The organism is Kitasatospora sp. NE20-6 (assembly GCF_045862635.1).
On record NZ_BPRL01000054.1, the window covers coordinates 1 to 14,344 of the forward strand.

The window sequence follows — 14,344 nt, forward strand, 5'->3', positions numbered from 1 at the left end:
ACGACCAACTCCTCACCGCACTCCACCACCACCCCGACGTCCGCACCCTCGCCCCCACCCTGGAGAACCGCGTCCGCGAAGGCACCCTCACCGCCACCCTCGCCGCCCAACAGATCCTGGACGCCTTTAACCGGAGGACGTGACCGGGCCCGCCGCCTAGGCTGCCGCCATGGCGACGACACCGGAACAGCTGCTCGACGGACACCGGCCCCGGACGGACGCGGAGGCCGCCGACCTGGCCCGGATCGTGCCGCTGCTCGCGGCCGACGACCCCTGGTCGCGCGGGATCCCGCTGCACCTGACGGTGTCGGCCCTGGTCGTGGACCGGGCCCGGCGCCGGGTGCTGCTGCGGTGGCACGAGCGGATGCAGGGGTGGCTGCAGGTCGGCGGGCACGGCGACCCGGGCGAGTCCGACCCGTCCGAGGTGGCGCTGCGGGAGGCCCGGGAGGAGACCGGGCTGCCCGACCTGGTGTTCTGGCCGTCCGGGTCGCTGGTGCACGTCGCCGTGCTGCCGGTGCCCGCGAGCGCCGACGAACCCGCGCACGAGCACGCCGACCTGCGGTTCGTGCTGGCCACGGGTGTGCCGGACACGGCACGGCCGGAGAACCCGGCGGCGCGGCTGCGCTGGCTGCCCGTCGAGGAGGCGCTCGAACAGGCCGGGGAGCCGAACCTCCGCGAGACCCTCGCCCGCGTCCGCGACCTGCTGGACGCCGACGCGGGCTGACGGCCGGTCAGCCGCCGCGGGCGGCGTCCAGATCGGTGCGCAGCACGGCGGCGACGTCCGCGGCCAGCCTCGGGATCTCCTCCTCGGACAGCCTGGAGACGGTGATCCGGATGCCCGGACCGGAGGCGATGCGGAAGCGGGCGCCCGCCGTCACGACCCAGCCGCGCTGCAGCAGCCCGACCACGGCGGCGGTCTCGTCGTGGACGGGCACCCACACGTTGAAGCCGCTGCGGCCGTGCGCGGGCACGCCGAGCCCGGCGAGTGCGGTGACGAGCGCGCTCCGCCGCAGGGCGTAGTGCGCGGCGGCCCGCTCGCGGGAGGCGGCGCCGCCGGACCACAGCTGGGCGACGGCCCGCTGCAGCACGTGGCTCACCCAGCCGGCGCCGAGGCGCTGCCGCCCGCGCACCCGGTCGACGGTCGCGGTGTCTCCGGTGACGAGGGCGAGCCGCAGGTCCGGGCCGAGCAGTTTGGTGACGGACCGGACGAGCACCCACGAGTCGACGACCGGGCGGCCGGCGTCGACGCACAGCAGCTGGTACGGCTCGTCGGCGATGGCGTGCCCGAAGTCGTCCTCGACGAGCAGCACCCCGGGGTGGCCGGCGAGCACGGCGCGCAGCTCGGCCGCACGGCGGGCGCTGACGGCGGCGCCGGTGGGGTTCTGGGCGCTGGAGGTGACGACGAGGGCGGCGGCCCCGCCGGCCAGGGCGCGCGCGGTGTCGGCCACGGTCGGGCCCTCGTCGTCGACGCGGACGGCGACGGTGCGCAGGCCCAGGGCGGCGAGCAGGTCGAGCAGGCTGCCCCAGCCCGGGTCCTCGACGGCGACGGAGTCGCCGGGCCGCAGCCGGGCGAGCAGCACCCGCTCGATCGCGTCGAGCGAGCCGGCGAGCACCGCGACGGAGCCGGCGGGCAGCCCGTCGGCCTCGAAGTCCGCCCGGGCCAGCGCGAGCAGCCGTTCGTCCACGGTGGCGCGGGCGTAGAGCACCGGGTCGCGGCGCTGCTCGGCGGCGGCGTACGCGAGGGCCTCCTCCAGCGGCGGGAGCAGGGCCGGGTCGGGGTTGCCGTCGGCGAGGTCGCGGGCCCCGGCGGGCACCTCGATGTGGTGCTGCTCGCGCGGGGTGTGCGAGGGCCGGGGGAGCACCCGGCTGCCGCGGCGGCCGGCGGTCTCGATGACGCCGCGGTCGCGCAGCAGGCGGTAGGCGGCGGCGACGGTGTTGGGGTTGACGGCGAGCTCGGTGGCGAGGTCCCGCAGCGGCGGCAGGGCGCTGCCGGGGGCCAGGGAGCCGTCCGCCACGGCGCGTTCGACGTCGGCGGCGATGTCGGCGGCCCGGCGGCCCCGGATGCGGTGTTCCTCTGGCATGCCGCACATTCTGCCGGACCTGCGCCCGCTCCCCGTCGCCGCAGGGTGCCCGGTCAGACGCCGTGCCGCTCGCGGGCGGCCACCAGGTGCGGGCCCTCCCGCCAGGAGCGCGGCAGGCGCAGCGCCGCGGTGCGCAGGGCGCGGGCCTCCAGGGTGGCGGCGCGGTCGGTGAGGGACCAGCCGGGCAGCCCGTACATCCGGCGGGCCCAGCCGGGCAGCAGGGCGAAGGCGAGCCCGGCGAGGCCGGCCCAGGCGGGAGTGACGGTGAGCGCGAGGCCGTGCAGGGGCGGCAGGAACGCGAAGCGGACGGCCTCGCGGGCGGCGGGCGTCACGAGCAGCCGGGGCCGGACGCGGGCGGTGTACCGGTCGAGTTCGGCGCGTGTCGCCGGGACGGGCACGGTGGCGGGCACACCGACGAGGCGGGCCACGGCCGCCTGCTCGCGGAGGTAGGTGTCGGCCTCCGCGTCCGTGAGGGCGAGGCCGGCCCGCCGGGCGGTGCCGAGGAACGAGCCGACCTCGCTGCAGTGCACCCAGAGGAGCAGCTCGGGGTCGTCCGCGCGGTAGGGCAGGCCGGTGACGGGGTCGGTGCCGCGGACGCGGACGTGCACCCGCCGCACCCGGTCGATCGCCTCCTGCGCCTCCGGTCCGGTGCCGTAGGTGACCGCGCCGATGAAGGAGGCGGTGCGGTGGAGGCGGCCCCAGGGGTCCTCGCGGAACGCGGAGTGCTGGGCCACCCCGGCCATCGCCAGCGGGTGCAGGGCCTGCAGCAGGAGGGCGCGCAGGCCGCCGAGCACCGTCGACGGGTCCGCGTGGACCCGCCACGAGATGCTGTCGGGCCCGAAGAGCCCGTCGGCGGGCACGGTCGTGCCCGGTCCGGGTCCGCCGTTCGGCATGGCGCACCTCCCTCGGGGAGCCTTCCCCGGGCCACCGTCCGGTGCCTGCTCGCACCGCTCGTGCAGCGGTCGGCCGGGGCCCGGGTGCGGCGGCCGGGTCAGCCGCGCGGGCTGCGGGCGGCGAGCACCTCCGGCAGCCGCTCGGCCACGCCGTCGGCGAGCCGCTCGAACTCGGCGCGCAGGAACGGCGCCGCGAGCCGGGCGAGGCCCTTGAACTCCAGGGTGGCACGGTAGTCGACGACCGCGCCGGGGCCGGTGGCGGTCACCGTGATGTCGTCCGTCGCGGTGACCGTGCGGTTCTCGCCGACGAAGACCAGCCGGCCCGGGTCGTGCCGCACGAGCCGGTACGACAGCTCGGTCGTCCGGCCGCGGAACCGCGAGACGTTGTGCCACCGCGCACCGACCCCGACCGGGCCGTCGTCGGTGCGGGTGCAGCTGACGGTGCCCGGATCCCACTCCTCGGTGCGGGCGAAGTCCGCCAGGTAGGCGGCCACCGCGTCCGCCGGGCGTTCCACGGTGATGATCCTCCGTACGGCGACCATGCCGTTCTTCCTCTCCGCTGTGCGGGCGCCCGGGAGGGGCGGGCCCGGGCCGGTCCGACGCCCCGCATTCGGAGCCGCCGGGCCGCCGGACTGGTCCGTACGGCGATCCGTCCGCCCGCGCCGCCGTCCGGACGGCCCGCCGCTCCGAATCACCGGCAGAGGGGCCGGCGGCGGGCCGGCACGGAGAGAGGGAGACGGCGATGCGGCAGGCGACGAACGGCCGCGGCACCGCGGTGGAGTCGGTCCGCGACTACCCGCGGCCCCCGCGCGTCGAGGCGGACGGGCGGCGGGTGACCGTCGAGCACGGCGGCCGCCGGGTCGCCTCCACCGACGACGCGCTGCGGGTGCTGGAGACGCACCACCCCCCGGTGTACTACCTGCCGATGGAGGCCGTGACCCCGGGACTGCTGGTGCCGGCCCGGCACCGCACCTGGTGCGAGTGGAAGGGCACCGCCGTGTACTGGGACCTCGTCGTGGACGGGCTGCGCAGCGCCGGGGCCGCCTGGAGCTACCCCGACCCGGCGCCGGGGTTCGAGCGGATCAGGGACCACCTGGCGTTCTACCCGTCCCGGGTCGACCGCTGCACCGTCGGCGGCGAGACCGTGACGCCCCAGGAGGGCGACTTCTACGGAGGGTGGATCACCTCGTGGGTCGCCGGGCCGTTCAAGGGCGGCCCCGGCACCGCCGGCTGGTGAGCGCCCCGGGCGGCGCGGTCCGGCGGCCCGGCACCGGGGCCCGGCACCGGCCGGGTCAGGCGCCCGTCATCCGCAGGAAGTCCTCCAGCGTGTCGGGCAGGGCCACCTGCTCCTCCCCGGGCCGTACCGCGTCGGCGGTGGCGCCGAGGAACGCCCGCAGCTCGGTGGTCTCGACCTGCACGAGGGCGGAGCCGTTGCGGTTGTGGAACTCGACCTCGGTGTACCGGCCGTCGCGCGGGGCGAGACGGATGTCGCCCGCCCCGGCGGGCCCGGCGAGGCCGTCCAGCAGGAGGTCGCGGGAGACCCGCCAGCGCACGGGGGCGTCACCGCCGCCCGGTTCGTCGGCCGCCGGGTCGGGGAACTCCAGCACCACGGCGTAGGGGTCGTCGGAGTCGTAGCGCAGCACCATCGGCACGACACCGGGGACGGGGGCGGGTATGGAGGCGGCACCGGACTGCGCGATGATCACGTTCGTCTCCCGGGGAGGTCCGTAGCGGTCGGCCACCGCCTGCCCCGGATCGCGCCCGGCATGCACGGCCCGGGCGTCCTGCCCCGTGACTCGGGCGTCCTGCCCCGCATCTCGGCCCCGGCGCGTCTCGGCCCCGGCGCGTCTCAGCCCAGGCGCGGGGGGAGCTCCACCTCGGCCCACACCGCCTTGCCGCCCTCGTGCGGCGTCACTCCCCATTCGGCACTGAGCCGGCCGACGATGTGCAGGCCGTGGCCGCCGGGACGGGACGAGTTGTGCGGGCTGCGCGGTTCCGGGCAGCCCTCCCCCTCGTCCAGCACCTCGATGCGGATGCGGCCCTCCGCCAGCACAAGGACGAGCTCCTCCGGACCACCGGCGTGCAGGCACGCGTTGGAGACCAGCTCGGAGACGATCAGGCGCACGTCCTCGTCCACGAGCTCCTCGGCGGACAGCCCCCAGTCGAGGAGCACCTTGGAGGTGAACTCCCGACCGAGCCTGACCTGACCGGTGGAGCCGAACACGCATCGACGCCGCTGCCCCACGAAGGGCCCCTCGGCGGTCTGCCAACTGCTGCTCATGTCCTCACCCTGCTGGAATTCCGGAACGTCCCTGTCGGCCCCCGCCCCGGGCCGTCCGTCCGGAACGGCCCCGGGCCGTCCTCACCCGGCAGCACATGCCTCCTCCACCGACTCGAACACCCGGAAGACCGCGCCGGCCCCCGTCAGCTCGAAGAGCCTGCTCATCTGCGGGTTCGGCTCCGCCAGCACCAGCGGCACCCCGGCCTGCTCGGCGTCCAGCCGGAGCTGGAGCAGAAGGTTCAGCCCGGTGGAGTCGCAGAACCCCACGCCCGAGAGGTCGACGCACAGCAGGTCCGGCGCGGACGCCACGACCTCCCGCAACGGGCCCTGCACCTCGGCCATGCTGTCGAGGTCGAGGTCACCGGTCAGCGCGCAGATCAGCGCCCCGTCCGGACCGGTCACCGTCCGCAGCGCCGAATCCGCGCCCGCGGGGCGATCGGCCGCCGACCCCGTACCCAGCTCACCGCTGCTCATGTCTCCAGGTCCTCCGCAGACGCCCCGGCAGCCGTCCGGCCGGCCGGTCGTCGGTATTCCACCACGGTCGGCCGACGATCCCGCCGGCCGACCAGCACCGTACCCGTTCACGCCCGGGCCCGAACCTCCGGGGGCCGTGGCGCGTCGGCCTGCCTGCGCCCCGGCGGGGCGTCAGATCATCCGGCCGAAGCCGTAGTACCCCGCGAGCGTGTGCAGGTATCCCGGCTCCACGCCCGGGGGCTCCGCCTGGACGAACTCCGGCGCGCCCTTGATCTCGTCCTTCGACCGGTCCACCAGGACGACCCGGGTGTCGTGGTCGATCCGCAGCACGGTGCCCGCCGGGAGCAGCACCTGCCGGCCGAAGATCCACGGCCCGGTGTCCACCACCAGGTAGGAGGCGTCGACCTCGACGGAGTGCCGGTCGACCCTGCCGATCGTTCCGTCGACGGCCTCCACGGCGTAGCCGATCAGATCGGCACCCTCGCGGTGGCCGCTCCCGGGGCTGTGGCTCCACAGATTCCTGTCCATTTCTTCTCCTTCGTCCTGCCCGGCCCAGGGTGGCCGGGCGGGGTCAGCGCCGGCGGCCGCTGTACATCGGCGTCGCCGCGGCGATCAGCACGGCCGCCACACCCACCTGCAGCAGGTGGCGCACCCAGTCGATGCCACCGGTGTGCCGCACCCCGAGATACGAGGCCAGGGCGTTGCCCAGCAGCGCGCCGACGGCGCCGATCAGCACGGTCAGCCACAGCGGTACGGGCTGACGGCCCGGCAGGACAAGTTTCGCCAGCAGACCCACGATCAGGCCCGCGACCAGTGCCCAGACGATCGCCATGTCACTCCACCTCTCATCCGGTCCCCGTTCCGTCCGGGGACGGCCACCGTCTGCCCCGGTCGGCCGCCTTCATGCGCCGCCGGTCCCGGGCGGTCCGCGGCGGCCCGCGGGCGCACCGTCAGGACCGGCGCGGCGGGGCCCCGGCCGCGGGCGCCGTCCGTGCGCCGCGGCGGCGCCTGGAGCGCAGGGCAAGGCGCTCGTCCTCGGTCGTGCCGCCCCACACGCCGTACCGCTCGCCCGCGGCGAGCGCGTACTCCAGGCACTGCCGGCGCACGGGGCAGCGGGTGCAGACCGTCTTGGCGGCGGTGTCGCGGGCCTCGTGCGGCTCGCCGCGCTCACCGGCGGGGTGGAAGAAGAGTGCGGCGTCGCGCTCCCGGCAGGCCGCGCGCAGCTGCCAGCCGAAGGTGCGGTCGTACCGTGCGGCGGGACGGTTCTCGGTGTCCATGGTGGTCCTTCCCTCCGGGTGCCCGGGCCGAGCGCGGCGGGGGCGCCGCGGGTCACAGGCCGCGGGTGCGGCGCTCCTCGATCAGGGTCTCGTCGATCGGACGGCCGACGACGAGCCGGCGACGGCGCAGGACCCCGGCGTAGACGACGACGCCGAGGAGTCCGGCCGCCATCAGCACGACGCCGATGACGTCCAGGTTGACGCCGGAGAGGTGCCAGTCCACCCCGAAGGTGAGGATGGCGCCGACCGCGAACAGGATGATGCATCCGCCGATACCCATGGTGGTGTCCTCCGTCGTTGCTCCGTACGGCCCGCCGTACGCGGCGTGCCGGCGCGGCTCGTCTACCCCCCGTCCGCGGCCCCACCCGGGTCGGTGCGCGGGAAATCCCTGCCTCCCCGGCGGCGCGGAGGCAGGGCACGGAGACCTGCGGCGCGGGGAGGTGTGCGCGGGGAGGTGTGCGCGGGGAGACGTGCACGGGGAGGTGTGCGCGGCGCGGGCGGGGACAGACGACGGACGGACGGTCACCGAGCGGTGACCGCAGGCGTGGTGCGGAGGTGACGAGGGATGACGTTGGTCGAGGAGTCCGTCGAGGTCGGCGCGCCGGTGCCGGTGGTGTTCGGCCGGTGGACGCGGTTCGAGGAGTTCCCGCTCTTCGTCCGGGGCGTCCTCCAGGTCGACCGGCCGGAGCCGGACCTGACCCGCTGGACGGTCCGCGCGGGCGGGTCGACCCGGGAGTTCGACGCCAGGATCACCGAGCTGATACCGGACGAGCGGGTCGCCTGGGCGTCCGTGGCCGGCGATCTGCGACAGGCCGGCGTGGTGACGTTCCATCAGCTGGACGACGACCGCACGAGGATGATGCTCCAGCTCTACGTCGAGCCGCACGGCCTGGTCGACCGGGTCGGCGACGTGCTCGGCTTCGTGCACCGGCGTGCCCTGGACGGCCTCGCGGACTTCAAGGCGTTCGTGGAGGCGGGTGCGGCGGCCGGGCCCGCGGCCGCGCCCTGAGCGGGCCGCGGACCCGCACGACGACGGCCGGGGGCCGCCGGCCACGACGGTCGGCGGCCCCCGGCCGTCGGTGCGCCCGCGTCACCGCCCGCATCACCGTGCGCATCGGCGGGGCTGGTTCCGCGGGTCAGGCGTCGACCCGGTCGAGCGACACCCGCGGCAGCGCCTCCGGGTAGTGCTCACGGAGGTGGCCGATCAGGCGTTCGCGCACCCAGCAGCGCAGCTCGAAGGCGTCGGAGGCGCTCCGCGCGGTCATCAGGGCCCGCACCACGATCGTGCTCGGCGTGGTGTCCACGACCTGCAGCGCACTCCCCCGGCCGTCCCACCAGGCGCACTCCTTCAGCGCCCGCTCGAACTCCGCACGGAGCTCGCCCATCGGCGTGCGGTGGTCGAGGTGCAGCAGGGCGGTGCCGGTGATCGCCGGGTCGCGCCGCGACCAGTTCTCGAACGGCTTGCCGACGAAGTACGAGACCGGCATGACGATGCGCCGCTCGTCCCAGGTGGCGATGACCACGTAGGTCAGGGTGATCTCCTCGACGGTGCCCCAGTCGCCCGCGACGACGACCTCGTCGCCGAGCCGCACCATGTCGCCGAAGGCCAGCTGCACGCCGGCGAAGAGGTTGGCGAGGGTGCTCTGCGCGGCGACGCCGACGACCAGGCCGAGGATGCCCGCCGACGCGAGCAGGCTCGCCCCGACCGAGCGCACCGCGGGGAAGGTCATCAGTGCGGCGGCCAGCGCCAGCACGGCGATGCCCGCCTCGGCGAGCCGCCGCACCATGCCCGTCTGGGTGCGCACGCGGCGTATCCGCGCGGGGTCGCGGCGCTCGGTGGCGTAGCGGGCGGTCGAGGTGTCGATGAGCAGGGCGACGACGCGGGCCAGCAGCCACGCCCCGGCGGCGATGGCGAGCAGCACGAGCCCGTGCCGGAGCGGCCCGTGCGCGGCGCGCGGCAGGCCGGCGACGGGTTCGACCGCGAGGAGCAGCAGGGCACCGGCGGTGAGCAGCACGGGCACCCGGCAGGGGCGCAGCAGGCCGCGCAGCGGGCCGGCCGCCGGGCGGCGCGAGACCAGCTGGACGGCACGGTCGAGCAGGACGACGGCGAGCACCACCGCCGCCAGCACGACGACCGGGCGGAGGACGGTCCACAGCGGCATGGTTCTCCTCTCGTGGCGGCGGCCCGCGCACCCCGGGCGATCGGTGCCGGGGACGCGGGCCGGGTGGAACGTGGACGGGTCAGGCGGCGAGCAGGCGGTCCAGCACGCCGCGGTAGTCGCGCAGGGCGAGCCGCAGCTCCTCCGTGTCGGACCCGGTGCCGACCGGGGCGCCCTCCTCCGCGTGCAGGCTCTCGCGGCGGCGCCGGACGGCCTCGGTGACGAGGTCGGCGGCCTTGGCGACCAGGGCGTCGGCCCGCTCGACCGCACCGGCCGGATCGTCGACGAACCCGGACTGCACGGCCTCCCACTCGGCGGACATCACGTCGACCCGCTCCGGGTCGAGCCAGCCGCCGAAGCTGCGGCCGTCCGGCCGGTCGCCGACGGCGGTCGCGGAACGGCCGGACCCGGCGGTCACGGCGGAACCGGCAGGACTGGTGGACCCGGTGGACGCGGTGACGGGGGTACGGGGGGCCGGCACGGCGGCGGGCTTGCGGAGCGCGGCCGGGGCCTGCGGCTGGTCCGCCGACGTCGAGTGCGCGCCGGGCCCGCGGGGGGACGGCACTCGCTCCGCCTCGCGGGACGTGCCGTGCGCAGCTTCGGTACCTGTCGTGCGGGCGGTGCCGTCGGTGCGTGCAGCGTCGGCGCGTGCGGTGCCGGTCGGCTCGGCGGGCCCGGCGGCGCGGTCGGGGCGATCGGCCCGGTCAGGACGGTCCGTGCGGTCGGCGCGGTCGGTACGGTCGGTACGGTCGGAGGTGGGGCCCTCGGGGGTGCGGGAGTTCGCGGCCTCGGCGAAGCGTCCGGGTGCGGGCTGCGTCCGGGTGCGGTCGGTCTCCTCGGAGGTCGAGCGGTCGTCGTTCATGTCGCTCCTTCGGTCGGCGCGGGGTGGGCGGTCAGTGGGTGACGGGGCGTCGGCCGCGAGGGGCGGCCGGTGCCGGGCGGGTCGCCTCGGTGGCGTCCGGCGCCGGGTCGTCCGCCGTCGGGGAGCCCGTCCGGCCGGTGGCCGGCCGGGGGAGGTGGCCCTGCTCCAGGACCTCGCGGGTGAGCGCGCGGGTCGCGAGCAGCGCCTCCCGCAGTTCCTCGGTGCCCGCGGTGGTGCCCGCGGTGGTGTTCCCGGCGGTACCGGCAGCGGGCCCGGCGGGGGTTCCGACGGCGGCGCGGGCCGCCCGGTAGCCGGCGACGCCCGGGGCGTGGTCGACCGAGAGGGCTTCGATCCGGCCCTTCTCCGGGTAGCCGATGCGGTCGAGGACGCGGTGGAGCAGTCGTTCGGCCTCGGCGGCGGCCCGCATCGGGTCGTCGACGAAGAGGCTCTGGAGGCTGCGGATCTCCGCCTCGGCGGCGTTGCGCTCGGCCGCCGGGAGGGCGGTGAGCTTCAGTCCGCGGTGCAGCGCGAGCCGGTCGGCGAGTTCGTGCTCGGCGCGGGCGACGTCGCCGCCGTGGCTGCTGACGGTCCGGTCGTACTCGGGGCCGAAGCGGGCCCGGAGCCGGCGCGACCTGATCCGGCGCCGGGCGGGCGGCACCGCGGCGAGCGCGGCGACGGCGAGGAGGGCCACGAGGGCGATGACGACCACGGGTGACATGGGGCGCTCCTTTCCCTTTCGGGTTCGTCCGGGGTCCCTGCGGGCTGCTCCGGGTGTCCCGGGTGCGGGGCCGTGCACCGGGCGGTGTCGGCTCGTCAGCCGCCTTGCCCCTGCGGACGGGTGTAAACGCTCCGGTTCCGCGGATTCCCTCTGCCGCAGGGATGTCCGGCGACGGACCGCATGGACACGGACGGCCCGGGCAGGCGCCGGGGTGACCCTCATCGCCACGCCCATCGGAGGAGTACGGCAGCATGGTGGAGACCATCGAACGGCACACGACAGCGCGGCTCGGCGAGCTGCGCCCGCGCAGGGTCCGCGTGGTGCTGCGCTACCGGACGGACGACCCGTACGCGGTCGGGCTCTGCTTCCCCGGGCCGGCGCGGCTGACGGACCACCTGGTGGTCGCGGACGGCGGCGCGGCCGACGACGGACCGCGCTGGACGGTCGGCCGCGACCTGCTCGCCGCGGGACGGCGGCGGTACTCCGGCGAGGGCGACGTCCGGGTGCGCCCGGACGGCTCGGACGGTGTCCTGCTGGAGTGGTTCTCGTCCGGCGGGGTCGAGGTGGTGCGGCTGGTGGCGGCCGATCTCGGCGTGTTCCTGGAGTCCACCTTCCTGGCGGTGCCGCCCGGCACCGAGTCGGACCACGTGGACTGGCCGGCCACGCCGGAGGAGTTCCTGCGGCGGATCTTCTGACCGCCGGCTCCCGTGCCGCCCGGGAACGCGCCGGTCCCCGGACGGCACGGGCCGTCCGGGAACCGGGGTGGTGCGGGTGCCGGGGATCAGGCGTCGGCGCCGAGCAGGCCTTCCCGCAGCGTGCCGAGGATGCGGGCGAGCAGGCGCGAGACCTGCATCTGGGAGACGCCGAGCCGGGTGCCGATCTCGGCCTGCGTGAGCTCCTCGACGAAGCGCATGTGCAGGATGGCGCGGTCGCGCTCCTTGAGGGAGCCGACGAGCGGCTTGAGCGCCTCGATGTTCTCGACCTTCTCCAGGCCGGGGTCGGGGCGGCCGAGGCGCTGCAGCAGGGAGCCGTCGCCGTCCTCGCCCTCGGCGCCGAGGTCGAGCGAGCCCGCGGTGTGCGCGTTGCGGGCGACCATGCCCTCGCGCACCTCGTCCTCGGTGAGGCCGAGGCGCTCGGCGAGCTCGGCGGGCGTGGCGGGGCGGCCGAGCGACTGCTCCATGTCGTCGCCGACCTTGGCGAGGGCCAGGCGCAGCTCCTGGAGCCGTCGGGGCACGTGGACGGCCCAGGTGGTGTCACGGAAGAAGCGCTTGATCTCGCCGAGGATGGTGGGCACCGCGAGGGTCACGAACTCCACGCCGCGGTCCGGGTCGAACCGGTCGATCGCCTTGATCAGGCCGACGGTGCCGACCTGGACGATGTCGTCCATCGGCTCGCTGCTCTGCCGGAACCGCTTGGCGACGTACCGGACGAGCGAGAGGTTCAGCTCGACCAGGGTGCCGCGGACGTACGAGTACTCCGCGGTGCCCTCCTCCAGGGTGCGGAGGCGTTCGAAGAGGCTTGCCGAGAGTGCCTTGGCGTCGGCCGGTGCGACCGCCGACGGGTCGTCGATGCGGGGTCCGCGCGGCGCCGGGACGGCTGCGCCGGCGTGGTCGGAGCCCGTGCCCGCCGGGGTCGGTCCGGGCGCGATCGTGGACCGTTCACTCATCACTGCCATGGCCATTCCTTCCGTGGGGTCGTCGGCGGCTCGTGTGCCCGGCCCTTTCGGGCTCAGACACCCCGACCCCGATCCACCCGGAAGGATTCCCATACCTTCACGAAGTGAACACAACCGGCAGGTTTCCTCCAGAAGCCTGCCGCCGGGAGCGGGCTGTGCGGACAGGTCCCGGACCTGTCCCGGATCTGTCCGCACGAGCAGCAGGTACAGACCGTACGCCGCTCCCCCGCCACCCTGTCCAACCGCTCCCCCAGCCTGACCGCCCCGGACCCCTGACCGCCCCGTGCTCCCCACGCCCCCGGCGGCCCGCACCCGCGCACGGGAACGGGCCCGCGCCATCCGCAGCGCGGGCCCGTACGACCCACTTCCGGGCCCGTCCCGGACATCCGGCCCCACTTCCGGGGGAAGGGCGCGGACGCTGCGCGCCGACGCCCCTCCGTACGGGCCCTCACCCGCAGTCAGCGTCCCTCCGCCGCCGCGCACGGGCAGCCCGCATCGATGGCGCAGCGTTTGCCGCGGGCCGGGCGTCCGCCGGGCCGCGCCCTGCGCGCGGCAACCCCGCCGCCCGGGCACGAGGCGCTATGACTGAAGCCACGGGGCCCCCGGAGCCCCACGGCTCCCGCGCACCCGCCCTGCGGACGTGCACGGCACGCCGCGCACCCGTACGGACAGAGGAGGACCGGTGGCGACGGAGCCCTCGGTGGACGCGGTCGTCGTCGGCGCGGGTGTCGCCGGGCTCGCCTGCGCGCAGGACCTGACCGCGGCGGGCCTGCGCGTCCGCGTGCTGGAGGCCTCGGACGGCGTCGGCGGGCGGATGCGCACCGACCTGGTGCAGGGCTTCCGGCTGGACCGCGGCTTCCAGGTGTTCAACACCTCCTACCCGCAGGTGCAGCGGCGCACGGACCTGCGGGCGCTGCGCCTGCACCCGTTCACGCCCGGTTTCGTGCTCGCGGGCTCCCGCGGCCGGTACCGCTTCGCCGACCCGACGCGGCGCCCCGGCCAGGCCGCCGACCTGCTGCCGGGCCGGCTCGCACCGCTGCGCGACACCGTGGCGCTCGGCCTGCTGAGCGCCCGCGACATGCTGGCGCCCGCCGCCCTGCTGCGGCGCGGCCGCGACGTGCCGGTGCACGCCGCCCTGACCTCGGCGGGCCTCTCGGACGCCACCGTCGACGCGGTGCTGCGGCCGTTCCTGGCCGGGGTCTTCCTGGAGGAGGGCCTGGAGACCTCGGGCCGGGTCTTCCACCTCGTGTGGCGGAGCATGCTGCGCGGCACCCTCTGCCTGCCGCAGGCCGGGATCGGTGCCGTGCCGGAGCAGCTCGCGGCCGCGCTGCCGCCGGGCACGGTGCGGCTGGAGGCGCCGGTGGCCGCGCTGACCGACGCGGGGGTGCTGCTCGCGGACGGCTCGGAGGCCGCGGCGCCGTGCGTCGTCGTCGCCACGGACGCCCCCGCCGCGGTTGGGCTGCTGCCGGGCCTGCCGGTGCCGCCGGGCCGGGCGGTCACCACGCTCTACCACGCGGCCCCGGTGTCCCCGCTGGCCGAGCCGACCCTGGTCGTCGACACGGACGGCCTCGTGCTGAACACCGTCGTCCTCACCGAGGTGGTGCCCGGCTACGCGGGCGACGGGCGGGCGCTGGTGTCGACCTCGGTGCTGGGCGGGCCGGCGGACGAGCCGCAGGTGCGCGCCCGCCTCGCGGAGCTGTACGGCACGGACACCGCGGGCTGGGAGCACCTGGCGGACCGTCACATCACCTACGCGCTGCCCGCGATGCCGGCCCCGCACCCGCTGAGCCGGACCACCCGGGTGGGGCCGGGCCGGTACGTGTGCGGCGACCACCGGGGCACGGGCTCCGTGCAGGGGGCGATGGCCTCCGGGGCCCGGGCGGCCCGCGAGGTGCTGGCCGACCTCGCGCGGCCGGTCGCCTGA

General features: G+C 76.4%; 19 protein-coding genes and 1 pseudogene. 6 read left to right on the forward strand and 14 right to left on the reverse strand.

All coding sequences use genetic code 11. The annotated features are described in order from the left end of the window. A pseudogene (locus SNE206_RS29700) lies at positions 1-143 on the forward strand (methylmalonyl Co-A mutase-associated GTPase MeaB); the annotation flags it as partial. A gap of 26 nt (positions 144-169) precedes the next feature. Further along, positions 170-724 carry an NUDIX hydrolase gene (locus SNE206_RS29705; RefSeq protein ID WP_407916602.1) on the forward strand — a complete coding sequence of 185 codons (555 nt, stop codon included), beginning with the start codon at positions 170-172 and terminating at the stop codon, positions 722-724. Between the two features lie 7 nt (positions 725-731). On the opposite strand, the gene SNE206_RS29710 is transcribed toward SNE206_RS29705, so the two are convergent. From SNE206_RS29710 to SNE206_RS29720, 3 genes are all read right to left on the reverse strand, one after another. Beyond that, positions 732-2,081 (reverse strand): aminotransferase class I/II-fold pyridoxal phosphate-dependent enzyme, encoded by a 1,350-nt coding sequence (locus SNE206_RS29710; protein WP_407916603.1) that lies wholly within the window; start codon positions 2,079-2,081, stop codon positions 732-734. 53 nt (positions 2,082-2,134) lie between these two features. Continuing rightward, on the reverse strand, positions 2,135-2,974 hold the full coding sequence (locus SNE206_RS29715; protein ID WP_407916604.1) for an oxygenase MpaB family protein: 840 nt from the start codon (positions 2,972-2,974) through the stop codon (positions 2,135-2,137). A gap of 98 nt (positions 2,975-3,072) precedes the next feature. Then, positions 3,073-3,516, reverse strand: coding sequence for an SRPBCC family protein (locus SNE206_RS29720; protein ID WP_407916605.1), 444 nt, complete (start codon positions 3,514-3,516; stop codon positions 3,073-3,075). A gap of 200 nt (positions 3,517-3,716) precedes the next feature. Here SNE206_RS29720 and SNE206_RS29725 point away from each other — a divergent pair, with 200 nt between their 5' ends. Continuing rightward, positions 3,717-4,211 (forward strand): DUF427 domain-containing protein, encoded by a 495-nt coding sequence (locus SNE206_RS29725; RefSeq protein WP_407916606.1) that lies wholly within the window; start codon positions 3,717-3,719, stop codon positions 4,209-4,211. 55 nt (positions 4,212-4,266) lie between these two features. Here SNE206_RS29725 and SNE206_RS29730 read toward each other — a convergent pair whose 3' ends face one another. From SNE206_RS29730 to SNE206_RS29760, 7 genes are all read right to left on the reverse strand, one after another. Next, positions 4,267-4,680 (reverse strand): SsgA family sporulation/cell division regulator, encoded by a 414-nt coding sequence (locus SNE206_RS29730; RefSeq protein ID WP_407916607.1) that lies wholly within the window; start codon positions 4,678-4,680, stop codon positions 4,267-4,269. A 143-nt stretch (positions 4,681-4,823) separates the two neighbouring features. After that, a complete protein-coding gene (locus SNE206_RS29735; protein ID WP_407916608.1) occupies positions 4,824-5,255 on the reverse strand; it encodes an ATP-binding protein in 432 nt (143 codons plus the stop codon). Between the two features lie 81 nt (positions 5,256-5,336). Beyond that, positions 5,337-5,729 carry an STAS domain-containing protein gene (locus SNE206_RS29740; RefSeq protein WP_407916609.1) on the reverse strand — a complete coding sequence of 131 codons (393 nt, stop codon included), beginning with the start codon at positions 5,727-5,729 and terminating at the stop codon, positions 5,337-5,339. A 171-nt stretch (positions 5,730-5,900) separates the two neighbouring features. Further along, complete coding sequence (locus SNE206_RS29745) at positions 5,901-6,257, reverse strand: PRC-barrel domain-containing protein (RefSeq protein WP_407916610.1); 357 nt, start codon at positions 6,255-6,257, stop codon at positions 5,901-5,903. A 43-nt stretch (positions 6,258-6,300) separates the two neighbouring features. Continuing rightward, positions 6,301-6,561 carry a GlsB/YeaQ/YmgE family stress response membrane protein gene (locus SNE206_RS29750; RefSeq protein WP_407916611.1) on the reverse strand — a complete coding sequence of 87 codons (261 nt, stop codon included), beginning with the start codon at positions 6,559-6,561 and terminating at the stop codon, positions 6,301-6,303. 118 nt (positions 6,562-6,679) lie between these two features. Further along, positions 6,680-7,006, reverse strand: a complete 327-nt coding sequence (locus SNE206_RS29755) for a WhiB family transcriptional regulator (RefSeq protein WP_407916612.1) — start codon at positions 7,004-7,006, stop codon at positions 6,680-6,682. A 52-nt stretch (positions 7,007-7,058) separates the two neighbouring features. Continuing rightward, complete coding sequence (locus SNE206_RS29760; RefSeq protein WP_407916613.1) at positions 7,059-7,286, reverse strand: DUF6458 family protein; 228 nt, start codon at positions 7,284-7,286, stop codon at positions 7,059-7,061. A gap of 285 nt (positions 7,287-7,571) precedes the next feature. Here SNE206_RS29760 and SNE206_RS29765 point away from each other — a divergent pair, with 285 nt between their 5' ends. Beyond that, positions 7,572-8,015, forward strand: a complete 444-nt coding sequence (locus SNE206_RS29765; protein ID WP_407916614.1) for an SRPBCC family protein — start codon at positions 7,572-7,574, stop codon at positions 8,013-8,015. A gap of 127 nt (positions 8,016-8,142) precedes the next feature. Here SNE206_RS29765 and SNE206_RS29770 read toward each other — a convergent pair whose 3' ends face one another. The 3 genes from SNE206_RS29770 to SNE206_RS29780 form a co-directional block, all read right to left on the reverse strand. Next, positions 8,143-9,168, reverse strand: coding sequence for a mechanosensitive ion channel family protein (locus tag SNE206_RS29770; RefSeq protein ID WP_407916615.1), 1,026 nt, complete (start codon positions 9,166-9,168; stop codon positions 8,143-8,145). Positions 9,169-9,247: 79 nt separating this feature from the next. Next, positions 9,248-10,027, reverse strand: coding sequence for a hypothetical protein (locus SNE206_RS29775; protein ID WP_407916616.1), 780 nt, complete (start codon positions 10,025-10,027; stop codon positions 9,248-9,250). A gap of 31 nt (positions 10,028-10,058) precedes the next feature. Next, complete coding sequence (locus tag SNE206_RS29780; RefSeq protein WP_407916617.1) at positions 10,059-10,745, reverse strand: hypothetical protein; 687 nt, start codon at positions 10,743-10,745, stop codon at positions 10,059-10,061. 251 nt (positions 10,746-10,996) lie between these two features. On the opposite strand from SNE206_RS29780, the gene SNE206_RS29785 reads away from it, so the two are divergent. Continuing rightward, positions 10,997-11,440 (forward strand): SsgA family sporulation/cell division regulator, encoded by a 444-nt coding sequence (locus SNE206_RS29785; RefSeq protein WP_407916618.1) that lies wholly within the window; start codon positions 10,997-10,999, stop codon positions 11,438-11,440. Between the two features lie 86 nt (positions 11,441-11,526). Here SNE206_RS29785 and SNE206_RS29790 read toward each other — a convergent pair whose 3' ends face one another. After that, positions 11,527-12,420 carry an RNA polymerase sigma factor SigF gene (locus SNE206_RS29790; RefSeq protein ID WP_407916619.1) on the reverse strand — a complete coding sequence of 298 codons (894 nt, stop codon included), beginning with the start codon at positions 12,418-12,420 and terminating at the stop codon, positions 11,527-11,529. A 682-nt stretch (positions 12,421-13,102) separates the two neighbouring features. On the opposite strand from SNE206_RS29790, the gene SNE206_RS29795 reads away from it, so the two are divergent. After that, positions 13,103-14,344 carry an NAD(P)/FAD-dependent oxidoreductase gene (locus SNE206_RS29795; protein ID WP_407916620.1) on the forward strand — a complete coding sequence of 414 codons (1,242 nt, stop codon included), beginning with the start codon at positions 13,103-13,105 and terminating at the stop codon, positions 14,342-14,344.